Source organism: Protofrankia sp. Cas4, assembly GCF_963555915.1.
Lineage (GTDB): Bacteria > Actinomycetota > Actinomycetes > Frankiales > Frankiaceae > Protofrankia.
Genome location: NZ_CAUVXL010000238.1, coordinates 23,524 through 41,333, shown reverse-complemented (window position 1 = coordinate 41,333; position 17,810 = coordinate 23,524). Strand labels below are relative to the sequence as shown.

At 67.2% G+C, this 17,810-nt stretch carries 18 protein-coding genes; 14 read left to right on the top strand and 4 right to left on the bottom strand.

From position 1 onward, the window contains the following. The first annotated feature begins 569 nt into the window (after window positions 1-569). The 5 genes from U9979_RS21420 (at window position 570) to U9979_RS21400 (ending at window position 6,006) form a co-directional block, all read left to right on the top strand. A complete protein-coding gene (locus U9979_RS21420) occupies window positions 570-986 on the top strand; it encodes a cobalamin B12-binding domain-containing protein (protein ID WP_322747211.1) in 417 nt (138 codons plus the stop codon). A 544-nt stretch (window positions 987-1,530) separates the two neighbouring features. Next, window positions 1,531-2,697, top strand: coding sequence for an ADP-forming succinate--CoA ligase subunit beta (gene sucC, locus U9979_RS21415; RefSeq protein WP_322747212.1), 1,167 nt, complete (start codon window positions 1,531-1,533; stop codon window positions 2,695-2,697). Between the two features lie 24 nt (window positions 2,698-2,721). Further along, the gene (sucD, locus tag U9979_RS21410; protein WP_322747213.1) at window positions 2,722-3,597 is read left to right on the top strand and encodes a succinate--CoA ligase subunit alpha; all 876 of its coding nucleotides are present in this window, start codon (window positions 2,722-2,724) and stop codon (window positions 3,595-3,597) included. 154 nt (window positions 3,598-3,751) lie between these two features. After that, window positions 3,752-4,435 (top strand): hypothetical protein, encoded by a 684-nt coding sequence (locus tag U9979_RS21405; protein ID WP_322780762.1) that lies wholly within the window; start codon window positions 3,752-3,754, stop codon window positions 4,433-4,435. A 131-nt stretch (window positions 4,436-4,566) separates the two neighbouring features. Beyond that, entirely contained in the window at window positions 4,567-6,006 is a 1,440-nt protein-coding gene (locus tag U9979_RS21400) for a DUF6350 family protein (protein ID WP_322780761.1), read from the top strand. On the opposite strand, the gene U9979_RS21395 is transcribed toward U9979_RS21400, so the two are convergent. Beyond that, window positions 5,913-6,335 (bottom strand): DUF4190 domain-containing protein, encoded by a 423-nt coding sequence (locus U9979_RS21395; protein ID WP_322780760.1) that lies wholly within the window; start codon window positions 6,333-6,335, stop codon window positions 5,913-5,915. The two genes, U9979_RS21400 and U9979_RS21395, sit on opposite strands and share 94 nt — an antisense overlap. 166 nt (window positions 6,336-6,501) lie before the next feature. Here U9979_RS21395 and U9979_RS21390 point away from each other — a divergent pair, with 166 nt between their 5' ends. From U9979_RS21390 to purH, 3 genes are all read left to right on the top strand, one after another. Beyond that, entirely contained in the window at window positions 6,502-7,074 is a 573-nt protein-coding gene (locus tag U9979_RS21390) for a helix-turn-helix transcriptional regulator (protein WP_322780759.1), read from the top strand. 104 nt (window positions 7,075-7,178) lie between these two features. Then, window positions 7,179-7,754 (top strand): phosphoribosylglycinamide formyltransferase, encoded by a 576-nt coding sequence (purN, locus tag U9979_RS21385; protein ID WP_322747218.1) that lies wholly within the window; start codon window positions 7,179-7,181, stop codon window positions 7,752-7,754. Continuing rightward, window positions 7,751-9,367, top strand: a complete 1,617-nt coding sequence (purH, locus tag U9979_RS21380) for a bifunctional phosphoribosylaminoimidazolecarboxamide formyltransferase/IMP cyclohydrolase (protein WP_322747219.1) — start codon at window positions 7,751-7,753, stop codon at window positions 9,365-9,367. Before purN ends, purH begins: the two co-directional genes overlap by 4 nt. 155 nt (window positions 9,368-9,522) lie before the next feature. Here purH and U9979_RS21375 read toward each other — a convergent pair whose 3' ends face one another. Continuing rightward, a complete protein-coding gene (locus U9979_RS21375; protein ID WP_322747220.1) occupies window positions 9,523-9,837 on the bottom strand; it encodes a hypothetical protein in 315 nt (104 codons plus the stop codon). A gap of 375 nt (window positions 9,838-10,212) precedes the next feature. On the opposite strand from U9979_RS21375, the gene U9979_RS21370 reads away from it, so the two are divergent. The 3 genes from U9979_RS21370 (at window position 10,213) to mdh (ending at window position 11,796) form a co-directional block, all read left to right on the top strand. Then, on the top strand, window positions 10,213-10,380 hold the full coding sequence (locus U9979_RS21370) for a hypothetical protein (RefSeq protein ID WP_322780758.1): 168 nt from the start codon (window positions 10,213-10,215) through the stop codon (window positions 10,378-10,380). Next, on the top strand, window positions 10,377-10,682 hold the full coding sequence (locus tag U9979_RS21365; protein WP_322747222.1) for a DUF3017 domain-containing protein: 306 nt from the start codon (window positions 10,377-10,379) through the stop codon (window positions 10,680-10,682). Before U9979_RS21370 ends, U9979_RS21365 begins: the two co-directional genes overlap by 4 nt. Before the next feature lie 181 nt (window positions 10,683-10,863). Next, window positions 10,864-11,796, top strand: coding sequence for a malate dehydrogenase (gene mdh / locus U9979_RS21360; protein WP_322747223.1), 933 nt, complete (start codon window positions 10,864-10,866; stop codon window positions 11,794-11,796). Between the two features lie 104 nt (window positions 11,797-11,900). On the opposite strand, the gene U9979_RS21355 is transcribed toward mdh, so the two are convergent. After that, window positions 11,901-13,163, bottom strand: coding sequence for a geranylgeranyl reductase family protein (locus U9979_RS21355; protein ID WP_322780757.1), 1,263 nt, complete (start codon window positions 13,161-13,163; stop codon window positions 11,901-11,903). Between the two features lie 91 nt (window positions 13,164-13,254). Between U9979_RS21355 and U9979_RS21350 the strand changes: the two genes are divergently transcribed. Continuing rightward, entirely contained in the window at window positions 13,255-14,112 is an 858-nt protein-coding gene (locus U9979_RS21350; RefSeq protein ID WP_322747240.1) for a serine hydrolase domain-containing protein, read from the top strand. On the opposite strand, the gene U9979_RS21345 is transcribed toward U9979_RS21350, so the two are convergent. Beyond that, window positions 14,069-14,815: a helix-turn-helix domain-containing protein gene (locus U9979_RS21345; RefSeq protein ID WP_322780755.1), complete on the bottom strand. Its 747-nt coding sequence runs from the start codon at window positions 14,813-14,815 to the stop codon at window positions 14,069-14,071. The genes U9979_RS21350 and U9979_RS21345 overlap by 44 nt on opposite strands. Before the next feature lie 384 nt (window positions 14,816-15,199). Between U9979_RS21345 and U9979_RS21340 the strand changes: the two genes are divergently transcribed. Beyond that, window positions 15,200-16,111, top strand: coding sequence for an SDR family NAD(P)-dependent oxidoreductase (locus U9979_RS21340; protein ID WP_322780754.1), 912 nt, complete (start codon window positions 15,200-15,202; stop codon window positions 16,109-16,111). A 239-nt stretch (window positions 16,112-16,350) separates the two neighbouring features. After that, complete coding sequence (locus U9979_RS21335; RefSeq protein WP_322780753.1) at window positions 16,351-17,409, top strand: YhjD/YihY/BrkB family envelope integrity protein; 1,059 nt, start codon at window positions 16,351-16,353, stop codon at window positions 17,407-17,409. Window positions 17,410-17,810 lie beyond the last annotated feature (401 nt).

Sequence of the window (17,810 nt, the reverse complement as noted above, 5' to 3'; positions counted from 1 at the left end):
GTGCCGAAGGATCTGGCGATCCTGGCTACCGCCATGTCGGTCCGGCCCAGTTGACGTTTTCCGATTACCCGTCTCCCGTCCGTGCGTGGATAGCCGTCGGAAGAACCGGCCAACCGGAACAGTGTGATCATTGGTGGTTGGCGGATCGCGAAAAGATCTGCTGACCACACTCCTCGTGACCCCTCGTGCCGCCGGACGCATTGTGGATCACTAGGACGTCCACTGTGACCGAGAGTACAAACGGACGTGATGGCTGTCGACTGTTTCTCCGCCAGACGTGACCGGATGACCGGGCCGGCCCCGATCACCGTGCCGGCCCCGATCACCGGGTTGACCTCGCAGGCCGTGCTGCTCGTAGGCCGTGCTCGCGGTGCGGGTCGGGCTCCTGGTGCGGGCCGTGGCGGTCAGACCGGCAACAGCGTGCTTGTCCGGGCGTGCGCCGCTAGGGTCTGTCTCCCGGATGTTGATGGGTGCATACGGCGATCCAGCCGGCGAGCCGGCGAGCCGGCCGGGCGTCGCTCTAAGCACCCTGTCACGGAAGTCGATGTCACGGATCGCAAGGAGGCGGCGTGAGCGGAAACGGTGAGCGGATCCGGGTAGTGGTTGCCAAGCCGGGTCTCGACGGCCATGATCGTGGTGCCAAGGTGATCGCGCGTGCGTTGCGGGATGCGGGTATGGAGGTCATCTACACCGGCTTGCATCAGACGCCCGAACAGATCGTGGAGACCGCCATTCAGGAGGACGCCGACTGCATTGGGCTCTCGGTGCTCTCAGGCGCACATATGACCCTGTTTGCGCGGCTGATGGAGCTGCTGCGGGAACGCGGCGCCACCGACATCGTGGTGACCGGTGGCGGAATCATCCCGGATGCGGACATTCCCGAGCTGAAGGCGCTCGGGGTCGCCGAGATATTCACGCCGGGGGCGACGACGGGTCAAATCGTCGACTGGATCCGTTCGCGAGTGGCAGCGGTTCACGCACTCTGACCGATCCGGATTGCAGCCGGGCTTTGGCCACCTTTCTGTGTGCCGGCCGTGTGTGCCGGCCGGATGAGTCCCGGCCCCGGTCGGGATGGCGGAGCACGCGCCCGCCGTGCGCTCCCAGCTGTGATCTTCAGCGTGATCTGACTGGACGGAGGTGGCAGCGCCTTCGCCGTAGTATCGGGACCGGTGGCTTTGGGACCGGTGGCACCGGGCCCGTGTCCGGTCGGTGCATCCGCGGGTGGGGGCATCCGCGGGTGGGGCAGCGGCGGCGCCACGTCCGTTACCGGGATGGTCCGGGGCAAAATTTGCGATCGTCCCGATCGGGGACGCGCGTTCGGTGTGATCGCGGTGTCGGCTGCCACAAAGTGCGGCGCCCGACGGCCGGTGCGGGTGATGATGGTGCTGTCCCGGACATACGTGACTGTCCGTCGCGGCAGCCAGCGCGGCTGCCGCGACGGACACGTCAGTAGGCTTGGGACGGTTCTCGTCTCTGTGAACCTTCAACGTTCGATCCTGACCACCGATCTCGTATCCGACTGGACGGACTGTGGATCTCTTCGAATATCAGGCGAAGAAGTTGTTCGCCGATCACGGCGTCCCTGTGCCATCCGGCAAGGTCGCCACCACCCCCGACGAGGCGCGCGCCATCGCCACCGATCTTGGTGGGCGGGTCGTCGTCAAAGCGCAGGTCAAGGCCGGCGGCCGGGGTAAGGCCGGCGGAGTGAAGGTCGCTGACGGGCCGGCAGACGCCACCACCAAGGCCGCCGCCATCCTCGGGATGGACATCAAGGGTCATACTGTCCACTCGGTACTGGTGGAGCAGGCGAGCGACATCGCCGAGGAGTACTACGCCTCCTTCCTGCTCGACCGGGCGAATCGGACCTTCCTCGCCATGTGCTCCCGCGAGGGTGGGATGGAGATCGAGGAAGTTGCCGCGACCAAGCCTGACGCGCTTGCCCGCATCCCGATCGATCCGCTGACCGGGGTAGATGCGACCGTCGCCCGCCAGATCGCGGTCGCGGCGAAGCTGCCGCAGGCAGCCCTCGACGGCGCCACCGAACTCCTGGTGAAGCTGTGGGACGTCTTCGTCCGGTCCGACGCCACGCTGGTGGAGGTCAACCCGCTGATCCTGACCGCCGACGGCCGCGTGTTGGCCCTGGACGGCAAGGTCAGTCTGGACGAGAACGCGTCCTTCCGGCACCCGGACCACGCCGACTTCGTCGATGTCGCGGCGGTGGACCCCCTTGAGCAGCGGGCCAAGGAGAAGAACCTCAACTACGTCAAGCTGTCCGGCCAGGTCGGGATCATCGGTAACGGTGCCGGCCTGGTCATGTCCACCCTGGACGTCGTGACCTACGCCGGTGAGGAGTTCGGTGGCCAGCGGCCCGCCAACTTCCTCGACATCGGCGGCGGCGCGTCCGCGCAGGTGATGGCGGACGGTTTGTCGATCATTCTCTCCGACCCCGCGGTCAAGAGCGTTTTCGTGAACATCTTCGGTGGGATCACCGCCTGCGACGCGGTCGCGAACGGTATCGTGCAGGCCCTCGAGATCGTCGGCGACGTCACCACGCCGCTGGTTGTGAGGCTGGACGGCAACAACGCGGACGAGGGCCGGCGCATCCTCACCGAGGCGAACCTCGACGTGGTCAGGCCGGTGGACACCATGGACGGTGCGGCGAAGCTCGCCGCCCAGCTCGCCGCGGCTGCGGCCTGAGCGGACGGGAAGAGGCTTCCGACAATGGCAATCTGGCTGGACGAGACGTCCAAGATCCTGGTTCAGGGCATCACCGGCTCCGAAGGACGCAAGCACACCGCCCGGATGCTGCGGGCGGGGTCGTTGATCGTCGGTGGTACCAACCCCAAGAAGGCGGGCACCGAGGTCGAGGGTGTCCCGGTTTTCGCGACCGTGGCCGAGACGATCGAGAAGACCGGTGCGGACGTCTCCGTGGTCTACGTCCCGCCGGCGGGGACCAAGGCCGCCGTGATCGAGGCGATCGACGCGGGCATCCCGCTCGTCGTGGTCATCACCGAAGGCGTTCCGGTGCATGACACCACCGATTTCTGGGCGTACGCGCAGTCCAAGGGCAACACGACCCGGATCATCGGTCCGAACTGTCCGGGCATCATCAGTCCGGGCAAGTCGAACGCCGGCATCATCCCGGCGGACATCACCCCGCCTGGTCGCATCGGTCTGGTCAGCAAGAGCGGTACGTTGACCTACCAGATGATGTACGAGCTGCGGGACTTCGGCTTCTCCACCGCCGTCGGTATCGGTGGTGACCCCGTCATCGGCACCACCCACATCGACGCACTCGACGCGTTCCAGGCCGACGACGACACCGACGCGATCGTGATGATCGGTGAGATCGGTGGTGACGCCGAGGAACGCGCCGCCGCGTACATCGAGGCCCATATCACCAAACCGGTCGTCGGGTACGTCGCGGGCTTCACCGCGCCGGAGGGCAAGACGATGGGGCACGCAGGGGCTATTGTGTCCGGATCGTCCGGTACGGCTCAGGCCAAGAAGGAAGCTCTGGAGAAGGCAGGCGTGCGGGTGGGCAAAACTCCTTCGGAGACTGCCCGTCTGATGGCTGACGTCATGCGTTCGTTCTGAAACCCCGTAACCGGGTGTGGTCTGTCGCGTCGGCGGCGGGCCACACCCGGTTATGTCGTTCGCGCTCTAAGAGTAGCGTTCTGGGGTGCAACGGCTAACGTGGTGGGGATAGGTCCATCAGGTCACCGTTGATCGCATGAAGTGGGGTCATTCCGTGCCACGTCTCGCCGGTCGTGACGTACCTAATAACGATCTTGGCGTTCTCATCGCCGGTGCCGTCCTGTTCGTCGCCTCGTTATTCGACTGGTTCTCGGTCGGCAGGTTCGGGGAGAACGCGTGGGGAGTGGGGTTCTTCGCCTACGGTGGCGTGGAGCTCGGGCTGCTCGTGACCGGTCTGGTAGTGGTGCGGACCTTCACCCGCGTTCAGCTGCCGGCCGTGGGTGCCGACTGGGTTCTGATCATCGCAGGGCTCGCGGGGTTCGGCATGATCATGATCATGCTCAAGATGCTGCTTGGTATTGAGAACCTCAACCGTGCCGCGGGGTTGTGGCTCGGACTCATAGCGTCCATGGCGATCACGGTCTGCGCGGTTCTCAGCGTTCTCGCGAGCGGGTACACCCTGCCAGGGCAGGGCTCTCGCGGTCGCCCTCAGTTCCCCCCCGGCCCCGGCGCTCGGTACGACGCCTCGGGTCGTCCGATACCCGGTGGGTATGGCGAGCCTGGTGCCTATGGGCAACCGCCGCACAGTGGGTACGGGCAACAGAGCCCGTACGGCCAGCCTCCGCAGGGTGGTTATGCGCAGTCGCCGTACGGCCAGCCGCCGCAGGGCGAATCGCCATATGGCCAGCCACCGCAGGGCGATTTCGGACAGCCGCCCTACGGACAGCGGGACCAGTAGCGCCGGTCGTCAAGCGCCGGTTGCCAAGCGCCGATCGCCAAGCGCCGGTTGCAGAGACTGTTTCAGATTCGCGGACGTTGTTGCGGCGTGTTGGGCGGCGGACTGCGTCGTTTGCGTGCGAGCGTCGAAAGATGGCCAATTCGTTCCCGCGCGGCCAATCCCGGTCGCCGGGTGTCCGTCTGCGTGCCGCGTCCCGTCGTGTCACCTCTCCGCGGACGGCACTGCTCCGGACCGGCATGCTCCGGACCGGCGCCAGCCGGGTCCTTACGGCGGTCCGAGCGGCTCGTGGCGATCTTGTGACGGCGGCCACGCCGCCGATCGCCGGCCTCGCCCTGACCGAGATCGTGGTCGTCCTGTTCTGGGTATCGGACCAGCGGACGCGGGCAGGGAGCGGCGCGGCGTTGCGGGTGGCAGCCGACGTGTGGCTGATGGCCCATGGCACACGGCTTGCGACGCCCGACGGTGATCTTTTTCTGGTGCCGTTCGGCCTTGCCCTGCTGCCGATCGCGCTGACCGCGCTAGCTGGGCACAGACTTGTCCGAGGCCGGTCGCCATCCGGGGAGGTACCCCGGTGGCGCGATGTCCTGGCCGCCACCAGAGGCCGCGGTGCCCGGCTGGCGACGCCGCGTCGGTCGTCGGTCGGCCGGCCCGTGGCCATGGTGGTCGCGTTTTACGCGATCTTTGCCCTCTTGACCGCCCTCGCCGCGGATGACTCCGCCGCGCATCCGTCGATACCGTCGGCGCTCCTGGGCGCCCTTGCGATGAGTCTGACCGGTGCGTGGGCAGGTGCCCTTGTCGCCACCTGTGACCAGTGGCGCCCAGGCGTGACAGCGAGGGTTCCCGCGGTAGTGCGCACGACGCTCAGCGCGGCCGGCGCCGCCGTCGGTGTGATCATCGCGGCGGGTGCGATGATCACCGTCGGCGTCCTCGCCGTGAACATCCTGAAGATTGCTGGCAGTGCGCAGCGTCTGGCTCCTGGCCAGGTCGGAGGTACCGGCGTGCTCCTCATCCACGTGGCCCTGCTGCCCAATGTCGTCGTGTGGGCGGCCGCCTACGCGTTGGGACCCGGCTTCGCCACAGGCGTGCACGGGTTCGTCCGGCCCTTCGGAGTTCACCTCAGCGCCGTCCCGGAACTGCCCATGTTCGCCGGCCTGCCGACGACCGGGGCGTCCATCCCGGTCTGGCTCGCGTTCGCGCTGGCACCCGTCACCGCCGGCTGCATTGCCGCCCGGATGGTGCGACGGGACGGCGGAGCGCGCCCGCTACCGGTATGCCTGGCGCGGGTCAGCCTGGCATCGGTGCTGTGTGGGATCGCCATGGCGGGGCTCGCGGCGGCCTCCGGCGGGTCGCTCGGTACGGGCGAGCTGGCTTCGTTCGGCCCGCCGGGAATCCAGGTCGGTCTCGCCGCAACGGCCGAGGTGGGCCTGGCGGCGGTGCTTGCGACCTGCGCAGAGGCTGCTGTTCGTGGCCGGGTCTCTCACCGGCTGGAGCCGGACGAACCTTCGATCACGTCGTTGAAGCGTTGCCGGCAGACGGCCGGGTCCTGGTTCGGGTCCTTCCGACAGTCCTGATAACGGCGCAGGTCGTCGCCGTGTTGTTCGTAGAAGGTCCAGCTGCCGCCGACAAGCAGCAGCGCGATGAGGGCGGACAGCACGCCCAACGCCAATCCGGCTGTTGCGATGCCGCCGCCTACACCGTGCATCCGCCGTGCGCGGGAACGACCGAGAACGCCGAGGATCACAGCGGCGATTCCGGCCAGGCCGCCGATTCCGATCCAGCAGGTCGCGACGCCGAGCAGGCCGAAAGCCAGGGACAGCCGGCCAAGACTGTTGTGTGACCCACCCGAACGATCACCGTTGGTGTGCGGATCGTCGGCCGATCTCGAGGCGCCGCTGGTCACGGCGCCTGCCGCGGGTCTTCCGGCATCACCATGGCAGGTCCTCCCAGTCGCGACAACAGACATCATAAGGGGTTGCGGCGTGCACCCGGCCAAGGTCTGTGGCATCAGGAAATGTCCGACCTCTTCGCTATGGTACGAACATCAGTTCGACTACGGGGAGGTCGCCATGGCTGTCAGTGTCGCCGGGCTGCGGGCCGAATCGGGGCGCCTGCGGGCACTCGGCTGGTCCTATCGAGGCATCGCCCTGGAGTGGCAGCGTCGCTATCACCTCAATGCGCGGGTCGCCTTCCGGTTCGCACACGGCTGGACGCAGGAGGAGGCGGCCCGCCGGTGGAACGTGCGGTGGTCCGGAGAGGGCCCGCCGAAGACGGGAAAATCCTTTTCCTACTGGGAGGTCTGGCCTGGCCGTGGTGGGCGGGCACCGTCGACCCGGACGCTCACGCGGCTCGCCGAGCTGTACCTCTGCCGACCCGGTGACCTTCTTGACGGGGAGGACTTCGGCCGGCGCGACGCGGGTAGCGACGACCTCTCGGGTCAGCCGGGTTGTGCGGCCGTTTCCATGGGCGTCAGCGGTGATTGCCACGACTGCGGGAGTCGTCGTGGGGGCGGGCCGGGTGTTGAGCACGAAGCCGACGCGGGCGGCTGCGTTGACCGGGCCGAGCCAGGCCCGGATGCGCCGACGCCGGTCATTCCCGCACCCCGCGCGGGCGGCTGCGCAGCCGCCGAAGCCGTCCGGTGACCAGGCACTTGGTGGATGCGCGCAGGCCGGCCGACGTCAGTACAGTCAGAACGGTCATGCGTCCACCGGCGAGCCGCCGCCTACCCGTCGTACCGGAGAGTTCCGTGCCCGCACGACTGGTTGTTCTCGCCTCCGGGGTGGGTACCACCCTGCAGGCCGTGCTGGACGCATGTAAAGATCCATCTTTTGGTGCCGAAGTCGTTGCTGTGGGCACCGACCGGTACGGCACCGGAGCGCAGGAGCGGGCGGCCGCAGCTGGTGTTGCCTGGTTCGTCGTTCGCCTGGAGGACGCCGTGGACAGGGAGGCCTTCAACGCGGCAACCGCGAAGAAGATCGCCGTGTACGCTCCCGATCTGTTGGTACTCGCCGGCTACATGAAGATCCTGGACAGGCAGGTCATTGCGCGGTTTCGGACGGTGAACACCCATCCGTCTCTCTTGCCCGCGTTTCCGGGGGCGCACGCCGTAGCCGACGCGCTTGCGCACGGGGTGAAGGTCAGCGGAGTGACGGTGCACTGGGTTGACGAGGGCGTCGATACCGGGCCGATTCTTGCGCAGGCGGCGGTGGCGTTGGCGGAGTCCGATACGGAAGAAACTCTGCGTGCACGCATCCAGGCGGTGGAACGCGTTCTGTACGTGGAGACGATCGGCCGGATCGTCCGGTCGGAGGAGGGGACATGACGTCCGCACAGAGTCAGCAGACCTCCGCTGTCGGCGAGCTGGTCGCCACCGGCCGCCGTCCCATCCACCGTGCGCTGGTCAGCGTCTACGACAAGGCCGGCCTGCCGGAACTTGTGGCCGCGTTCACCGACGCCGGTGTGGAGGTCATCTCCACCGGGTCCACTGCGCAGGTGCTCGCCCGCCACGGTCTGGCCGTGACGCCGGTGAGCACTCTCACCGGTTTCCCCGAGGTGCTCGGCGGCCGGGTGAAGACCCTGCATCCACGGGTGCACGCCGGCCTGCTCGCGGATCTACGCAATGTGGAGCACGCCAAGGCGCTCGCGGAACTCGACATCGAGCCTTTCGACCTCGTCGTGTCGAACCTCTATCCCTTCCGGGAGACGGTCGCCGGCGGCGCGTCCGAGGACGAGGCGGTCGAACAGATCGACATCGGCGGACCGGCGATGATTCGGGCCGCGGCGAAGAACCATCCGTCCGTGGCCGTTGTCGTCTCGCCGGCGGACTACCCGGAGCTCATCGCCGCGATCCGGGCCGGTGGCTTCGAGCTCGATGCGCGGCGTCGCCTTGCCGCGCGCGCCTTCGCGCACACCGCCGCATATGACGTCGCGGTTGCGTCGTGGTTCGCTGGTGTCCTCGCGCCTGATGAGATCGCACGCGAGTCGGGCTGGCCGGAAACGGTCGCCGCGGTATGGCGACGGGAGGAGGTCCTGCGCTACGGCGAGAACCCCCACCAGCGGGCCGCGTTGTACGTGGCGGATGACGGCGCTTCCGGGCTCGCGGGCGCCCGCCAACTGCACGGCAAGCCAATGTCGTTCAATAATTATACTGATGCCGAGGCGGCCCGGCGCGCTGCGAGCGACTTCCACGAGCCATGCGTGGCCATTGTCAAGCACGCGAATCCCTGCGGCCTGGCGATCGGGGGTGATGTCGCCGAGGCTCATCGCAAGGCGCACGCATGTGATCCCGTGTCGGCCTTCGGCGGGGTCATCGCGACAAACCGACCGGTCAGCGTCGCCTTGGCTGAGCAGATCGCGGAGATATTCACCGAGGTCGTCGTGGCACCCGGCTATGCCGACGGCGCCGCGGAGATCCTGTCCGGTAAGCCCTCGATCCGCCTGCTGGAATGCCCGCTGTCGTCGGATCCGCACGGTGTTGAGATGCGTCAGATCTCCGGCGGGTTGCTGGTGCAGTCCCGTGACGTGCTGGACGCGGCTGGTGACGACCCTGCCGGTTGGACGCTGGAAGCGGGCGCGCCTGCCGACGAGGCAACCATAGATGATCTTGCATTTGCGTGGAAGGCTGTCCGTTCAGTCAAGTCGAACGCGATTCTGATAGCCCTGGGCGGCGCAACGATCGGCGTGGGAATGGGACAGGTGAATCGAGTGGATGCCGCGATGCTCGCGGTAGCCCGCGGCGGTGAGCGGGTGACGGGCGCCGTGGCTGCAAGCGATGCGTACTTCCCTTTCCCGGACGGGCTGCAGGTGCTCGTCGACGCCGGCATCCGCGCGGTTGTCGAACCGGGTGGATCCGTGCGTGACGAACAGGTGATAGCCACTGCGCGGGAAGCGGGGATTACGCTCTACTTCACCGGCGTCCGCCACTTCGCGCACTGACAGCAGTGTGCATCCTGACGGCATTCCGCCCGTCACCGGAAACGGCGCCCGAAACTGACGAAGCCCGACCACACCGCGGTAATCGGTTCGGGGTGCCTGTGTTCGTCGTTGGTGCCGTTCGGACCATCGGTGTCCGGCCGAACGGCACCAACGTTTCACGAGATGGAGGTGCCGGTGGACTCCACCGCCGCCACCGCTCCTCGTCGCGCGCTTGCTGTGGTGCCGTTTGATGACGCCGGGATGGAGCCTCCGGGTGCGTCGTCGTTGGGTACATAACGCTGCGCAACCCAGTCCAGCGCCTCCCGCCAGCTGGCGCCATACAGGACCGAGATCCTGTCTGCCGTCTGCCGCGCGAGAGCCTGGACGAACACCCGGTCATCGCTGTCGAGATGTCGGGCATCTCCGAAGGTCTCCCAAGCCCGGAACATCAGTTCCTGCAGTTTCTTGCTGTGTGGCGTTTCGTCTGCCACGACCCACTCCCTCCCACTCCGGGGACTCGCGGCGGAATTCTGCCCTAGTCGGGCACGACGTCTGCACTCGGGGGGTAGTTACGGTTGTGAATCCGGTGCGGCGATCGTGACGATGCGGCCGTCCCGTGCGATTTACGCGGTGCGGGCAGACCGCTTTCGGGCCTGACCGGCAACTCTTTCCAGGTGCATCGCACCAGGTCAGGCGGACAGCTTGGGTCTGTTGTGCGTTCTGTGGAAGATCGATTCAGGATGTGGTCCCGCGCGGCCGTGCATGGGTGGCGAACCGGCATGCCGCATGCGGGCTTCGTGTGGTCGTGTGGTGAGATGACCTACCTGTTCGACATATGATCGTCGGACGCCTCCAGGGGGAGGGACGTGCCCGAGCTGCTCGGAAGCAACTATGCGCTCGACACCTTGATCGTCTGGGGCGCTATGGGTTCGGACCTGCGCGGGGAACTCACGCGCAGGGGGACGTTCACCCCGGCCGACGCCTTGACGATGACCGCGGATGTCCTGCGCGGTGTCGCAGCGGCGCTGCCATGAACCTGCGGCACCGTCGGTCCGCGCCGCGATGGTGGTCGTGGCCGAGACGGGAGCCGGTCTTCGCCAGCGTGCTCGGTGTCGTCGGTGTCGCCCTCGTGGTCGTCGCCTCGAGCCACTGGCGGCGGGGCCTGGTCGGGCTCGGTGCGGCGCTGCTTGCCGGCGCACTGGCGCGGCTGTTGCTGCCGACCCGGCGGGTCGGGTTACTCGTGGCGCGAGGAAGGGTGTTCGATGTCACCACGCTCGCACTGCTCGGAATAACAATCATTGTCGTGACGCTTGCGGTGCCGGCCGGGGGCTCGTGAGCGACGGCCCGGCCAGGCCCGCCGGCCAGGCCCGCCGGGCAGCCTGCTCGGGCAGCCTGCTCGGGCATCCAGGAGAGCGTAGTGTCACATACGATCTGAAGCCGACCCGTACGGATACCACCGCGGTGGGACGGCGGAATACGTCGGCGCCATCATCGAGAAGTTGGGGAGCTGACAGCCGATGGCTGGGAAGGTGACTGTGGTCGGGGCCGGTTTCTATGGCTCAACGACCGCGCAGCGCCTCGCCGAGTACGACATTTTCGACACGGTCGTGCTGACGGACATCATCGAGGGCAAACCGCAGGGAATCGCCCTCGACCTGAACCAGTCGCGCCCGGTCGAGGGTTTCGAGACTACGGTGATTGGAACGAACGACTACGACGACACCGAGGGTTCGGACGTCGTGGTCATCACCGCCGGCCTGCCCCGCAAGCCCGGTATGAGCAGGATGGACCTCATCGAGGTCAACGCGAAGATTGTCCGGCAGGTGTCGGAGAACATCGCGAAATCGTCGCCTGACGCCGTCGTCGTGGTGGTTTCCAACCCGCTGGACGAGATGACCGCGCTCGCCGCCAACGTTCTCGGGTTCCCCCGGAGCCGGGTCATCGGTCAGGCCGGGATGCTCGACACCGCACGCTTCACCAATTTCGTCGCGGTGGAGCTGGGCGTACCGGTGAAGTCCGTACAGACCCTCACCCTGGGCTCGCACGGTGACACCATGGTGCCGGTGCCGTCCCAGTGCACGGTGGACGGCAAGCCGCTCACGGAGTTGCTGCCCGCCGACACGATCGATGAGCTGGTCACCCGGACCCGCAACGGCGGTGCCGAGGTGGTCGCGCTCCTCAAGACCGGGTCGGCCTATTATGCGCCGTCCGCAGCCGCCGCCCGGATGGTGAAGGCCGTGGCGCAGGACTCCGGCGCGGTCATGCCGGTATGCGCCTGGGTGAATGGCGAGTTCGGCATTTCCGGCGTCTATCTGGGTGTGCCCGCCCAGATAGGTCGCGGGGGCGTGAAGAAGGTCGTGGAAATAGACCTGTCCGCAGCGGAGAAGGCGGCGCTCGTCACCGCCGCGGAGGCCGTCCGAGTCAAGCAGGCGGATGTGGCAAGCCTGTAATCCTGCTGGGCTGTCTTGTCAGGAACCCTGTTGGGAATACCGTTGGGGACCGCCGGGATTCCTGCCGGATCGGTACAACCGATTCGGCAGGTCCGGCGGCTGCGCTATCCGGGCAGGGCCAGCTTTCGCAGAGCAAGGCGCGCTACGGAGGCGGTCGGGATGGTTCCCCGCCCAAGACCGATCTCGACCAGGTTGTCGTACAGTTCGGTGCGGTGGCGGGCTGCACGGACGGCTGAGTCCATGAGGGTTCGATGCCGGCCGGCAAGCCCGGCCAACAGGGCGGTGTGCCGCAGATGCCGGCCGAGTTCCCGATCAAGCGCTTTGCGATAAGCCGCGCCGGCTCGGGCCGGTGCAGCGGTCACAGCGGCCTCACCAGCCAGTGACCCGGACAGCAGCGCGTAGTAGATCCCCTCGCCGGTCAGCGGATTGATCAGTGATGCGGCATCCCCGGCGAGCAGGACCGGACCATCGGGCTGCCGGGGTCGCCACGTCGACAGGGGCAGATGGTGGGCGCGCAGCGTCCCCGGATGCGCTGGTTGGTCGGGCAGCATCCGGGCCAGAGTGCCGTGCAGGACCGTGCGACCGGCAGCATCGCCGTGCAGCGCAGCGAGCTTCGATCGCAACATCCCGTAGCCGATGTTGGCGCGGCCATCACCGATCGGAAATGACCAGGCATACGCCGGCCAGCCCTCGTCGGTCATCTCGATGAGCTGTTCGGGCGGGCCGCCGGTATGTGGCGCGTCTGCATACCCCCGGACCGCGATGGCCAGTGCCTCCGGCGGGTTCGGCCCGATGCCCAGGGCACGCCGGGTGGTCGAATTCGCACCGTCGGCGCCGACCACGACCCGCGCTCGCAGGTCATCGTTGACGACCACCACCGGCTCGTCCACGCTGCCGCCGGCTACGACGGACCGCGCGCGTCGGCGTAGCAGCACGGCGCCCCGGGCGCGGGCGGCGGAGACCAGTCGCGCGTCAAAGACCGTGCGGGGTACCACGTGGTTCGCCCGTCGGCACGGGGTGGCCACCTCCGCGCCGCCGGGGGTCCGCAGCCGCATCCGGTCCACCGACAGGTAGCCGGCCACGGCATCGGACACGCCGAGGGCGCGCAGGACGTCCAGGCCGTGCGGGGCGATGCCGTCGCCGCACGCTTTGTCCCGGGGGAAGTCCGCGGCGTCCACCAGCACGACCCGGGCATCTGGACGAAGCTGCAGTGCACGTAGCGCCGCGGCGCAGCCCGCTGGTCCGGCGCCGAGGATGAGGAGGTCCACGACCTTGGACAACCCGACCGGAGCGCACGGATCGGCGGCACTGGCGCTACCGGCCGCACGGGCCGTTGCCGACGGGACGCCGGGTTCGGGTGTGGTCATGGCATCGGGAGGTGTCGGTGTTGCCACATCCGCCCAGTCTCTCAGCCAGCCCGAGGAGCGCCCGGCCGGCCGGGTTCGTAAAGTTCGGCACGTGGATGCCCTCATGCAGGTGGATTCCTGGCCAGTCGAGAACGCGGCCGTTGCCGTGTTGGTGCACGACGGCAGCGGCGCCGTCACGGTGCGTGGGTCGGTTGGTGCCGTGGACAGGTCCTTCCGGTTGGCGTCGGTGTCGAAGCTTCTCGCCGCCTATGCCACGCTGATCGCGGTGGAGGAGGGTGCCATCGGTTTGGACGATCCGGCCGGTCCCCCGGGTTCGACCGTGGCCCATCTCCTCGCCCACACGTCGGGCCTGGGCTTTTCCGGCACCCGGGTGGTGACCCGGCCCGGAGCACGGCGGGTGTATTCGAACACCGGCTTCGACGTGCTCGGCGAGACGGTGGAAAAGGCATCCGGAATTGCTTTCGGTGACTACCTTGCCGAGGCCGTGTTCGGGCCGCTGGGCATGATGGCCTCCGAGCTGGCGGGCTCGCCGGCCTACGCGGTGTCATCGACCCTGGCTGATCTCCTTCGTTTTGCCGGTGAGCTGCTGGCGCCGCGGTTGCTCGCTGCGCAGACATTCACGGCGGCGACATCGGTGGCTTTTCCCGGTGCCGCCGGGGTACTGCCCGGGTTCGGTGTGCAGAATCCGAACGACTGGGGGCTCGGCTTCGAGATCCGCGGGCGGAAACACCCGCACTGGACGGGGAACGCAAATTCACCTGAAACTTTTGGTCATTTCGGCCGGAGTGGGACTTTTCTCTGGGTTGATCCGGCGCTGGATGGCGCGTGTGTGGGCCTGACCGACCGTGAATTCGGTTCCTGGGCCGCTGATGTCTGGCCGAAGCTGTCCGACGACGTGGTCGCGGTCATTGGTGCCGGCGACGGGGAGTCGACGGCTCGGTTGACATGATCGGCTCGATTGGCATGATCGGCGTGGTTGGTTGGCCCTCGGAGTCGGAGTCGGAGTCGGAGCCGGAGCCGGAGTCGGAGTCGGAGCCGGAGCCGCGAATCACGAACCCGGCCATTTCCTCGACCAGGCGCGCTCTGGTCGGGTGCTGTCGGCCGGCGGGAAACAGCATGTCGTCCAACACGGTGGCGCCGTAGACGAGCGCTACGGTGAACCGAACGGACAGCGCCACGTCGACCACGGGGGCGTCGAGCACGGCCACTTCGGCCTCGATCTCCCGTTCCAGCTTGTCGAAGACCTCCTGGAGAAAGGCGCCGGCGCGGGTGCGAAGTTCGGGTGAACCTCCGCTCGGCCCTCCGGGTAGCGCCAGCAACAGTTTGTGGTTATCGATGAGCAGAAGGTAGAGGCCCCCGACGAAGTCCCGGGTGGTCTGCTCGGCGCTCCTGGCGCCGTGCCCGTGCTCGATCCATTGCCGCACGTACTCGGCCACGAAGTCGTAGAACGGCCGGTAGACAGCCTCGACGAAGAGGTTGGCCTTTGTGCCGAAATGTCGGAACACCAGCGCCTGGGTCACGCCGGCACGGGCGGCTATCTCCCGGGTGGTGACGTGTTCGTAGCCGTGCTCGTCGAAGAGCTCCCGAGCGGCGCCCAGGACCAGCGAGCGGACAGTCGCCGAGCTGCGTCGGGACCGGGAGTCCTGGGTCACTCAACCATGATGACCGACGACGGCCCATCCGCCGGGGCCGACGTCCACCGATCAAATTAGATAGCAACGATATCTTGACACTAGATGATCATTTGTTCACTGTGATGTGTGCGACATCCCCACGGCGGGAGCAGTACTTCGGCTGAGAGCGAGGCCAGGGCATGATCGATGTGCAGGTTGATCCTTCGCTGTGCCTCGGACACGGCTTGCTGCAACGCCTACGGGTCGGACGTCTACGGGCGCGACGATTCCGGCTACTGCCAAATTGGGAACGCTGCGTGCCTACGGCTCTTGAGCAGTAGGCACGCGATGGGACGGAGGCGTGTCCCGAGCGCGCGATCTCGCTATCCGAAAGACTGCTTCCACTTTTGACGAGGAGTACAGGTGAGGCTTGAAGACAAGGTCGTCGTCATCACCGGCGCCGGGTCCGGGTTAGGACGGGAGAGCGCTCTGCTGTTCTCTCGTGAAGGCGCCACGGTCGTCGTCACCGACATCATCGAACAACGGGCAAAGGACGTCGCGAGCCTGATCGGTGAGCGCGGCGGTCGGGCGTTGGCGTGCCGAACCGACGTCACGGTGGAAAGTGAGGTCGCCGCTGCAGTCGCCACCGCCGTCGAGCATTTCGGCCGCCTCGACGTCATGTTCGCCAATGCCGGGGTCACGGTGCCGGGCCAGGGCACTGTCGCGCTCGAGGACACCACCGAGGAGAGCTGGACGCACGTCCACGATACCAATCTCAAGGGAGTCTTCTTCTCCATCAAGTACGCGGCCAGGGCGATGAAGACACAGGGCGGTGGGACGATCGTGGTCACATCGTCGGCGTCGTCGCTGGCGGCGTACCCGAGGTTCACGATCTACACCGCGAGCAAGGGCGGGGTGAACGCGCTCGTCCGGGGCGCCGCGTTCGACCTCGGCGGCTACGGCATACGGGTCAACGCGATCTGCCCGACCCACGGTATGTCCGTGAATTTCGGGCTCCCGCCGGACGCTGAGGTGCTCGGCAGGTCCTACGAAGAGGTGGCCGGTCCCTGGAACCCGGACTACGCTCCGATGCCCCTGAAGCTGCGGCGTCCCCCGAACCTGCTCGACAACGCCTACGCCGCGCTCTTCCTGGCCTGCGACGAGTCCGCGTACATGTCCGGGGTCTGCTTCCCGACGACCGACGGCGGCACTCTGGGGCGCGTAGCGATTGAGTTCCCCAAGGATTGGGAACTGGCTCAGCAGGCTGCGTTCGCGGGCGCTTCGCAAGCTCCTCTCAATCCGCCGGTTGGTGGCGAAGCCGAGCTGGGCGGATAGGCGTTTTCTGGTTCTCTGGTGTGGGCAGGCACCGCCGGCGACGGCCTCGGGGCCCTCGCCGGCGGTGCCGACGGACCCGTCTCCGTGGCTTGGGGAGCCGCCCGCGGCCCGGATAGATCGCGGCCCGGATAGACCGCGGCCCGGTAGAGTATGGAATCTGGTGAAAACGGACGGATGGCCGGCGGCCGCGGGGTGGAATCGGCCGTGACAGGGACGTCCTTGATGGGTAGTTAGGTCCGGTGGACAACCCGATCAGTGCGCTCCGTTCCGGAGCGCGGAAGGCATCCGGTGCAGCCGGTGCCGTGCGCCGTCGGCGGCCCTTCATCGACCATGTGCTGCGCGCCTACCACCGGTACACCGAGGACGGCGGCGACCGACTTTCAGCTGCCGCGACGTACTTTGCCTTCCTCTCGTTCTTCCCGTTGGTCGCACTCGCCTTCTCGATCGCAGGTTTCGTGGTTGACGCCTATCCGGATGTTCGGCAGGAGCTGACCAAGCAGATCAACAGTTATCTACCGGGGCTTGCGGACAAGCTGGACATCGCCAGTATCGGCAACGCGAAGGTCGGTGTCGGCCTGATCGGCCTGGTCGGTCTGCTGCTGGCCGGGCTGGCATGGATCGACGCGCTGCGGGACGCGATCAGAATCATGTGGCATCAGGACGTGGAGGTCGGAAACGTCGTGATCCGCCGAGTGAAGGACATCGGCGTCCTTGCCGGGCTCGGTCTCATCAGCTTCGCGTCGATTGCGGTGACCAGCGTTGCCACGTCGGTCTCGGGGACGTTTCTGCACTGGATCGGGCTCGCTGGCAGCACTGCGGCGACGGCGCTGACCTCGATACTCGCTGTCGTCGTCGCGCTGGCCCTGGACGTGGCACTCTTCCGCTGCCTGTTTGTCTGGCTCCCGCGGATCACCGACCATCGCCGTGCGCTGGCGGGCGCGCTGTTCGGCGCGATCGGGGTGGAGGTGCTCAAGGTTCTCGCGACCGCGCTGGTCGGCATGACCACGAGAAACCCCGTCTACGGGACGTTCGCGGTGATTGTCGGATTGTTGATCTGGATCAATATCATGATGCGTTGGACGTTGCTGGTAGCGGCGTGGACGGTGACCGCGCCCTACTCGTCCGATGTACCACCGTCGGGTACCGCTGTGCCAGCCGGTGCCGACGTGCCAGCCGGTGCCGACGTTCCAGCCGGTGCCGACGTTCCAGCCGGGGAGGCAGCTGATGACGGGCCACCGCCGGTCCCGACACGTAGCCCGGGTGTAGGGGTGCCGTCCTCGCCGCCACCTCGTCGATGAGGCACAAGCCGCACGCGGGATGTGGAGACGTTTCCCGAGCGCAGGAGGTGTGCTGTGGGAACGGGCGGTCGGGCTGCCATACCGGGCAGTGCGTCAATGTTCGAGAACGCGTCGCTGTTCGGGAAAAGGTGCCGACGCGAAAGTCGCCTACGTAGAGTGAAAAGTCCGAATATCAGTGTGATCGCGATAGCGATCCAGGTGGCTGGTCCTATCCCGTGGTCGCCGATATCTCGCCGTTGTGACTGCCTTCGAGCATAATCGTGCGTGCCGGTGTCATGCCGGCCTCCGGTTCCCGTACCAGCATCGGCGGTGGCCAGCGGTCGCAGACCGTCCACGGTTGATCCGTCCGGAGCCATCGCGAGGCCGCGCGTTTCGTCGCTCTTGACGACAAGGTGTCCGAC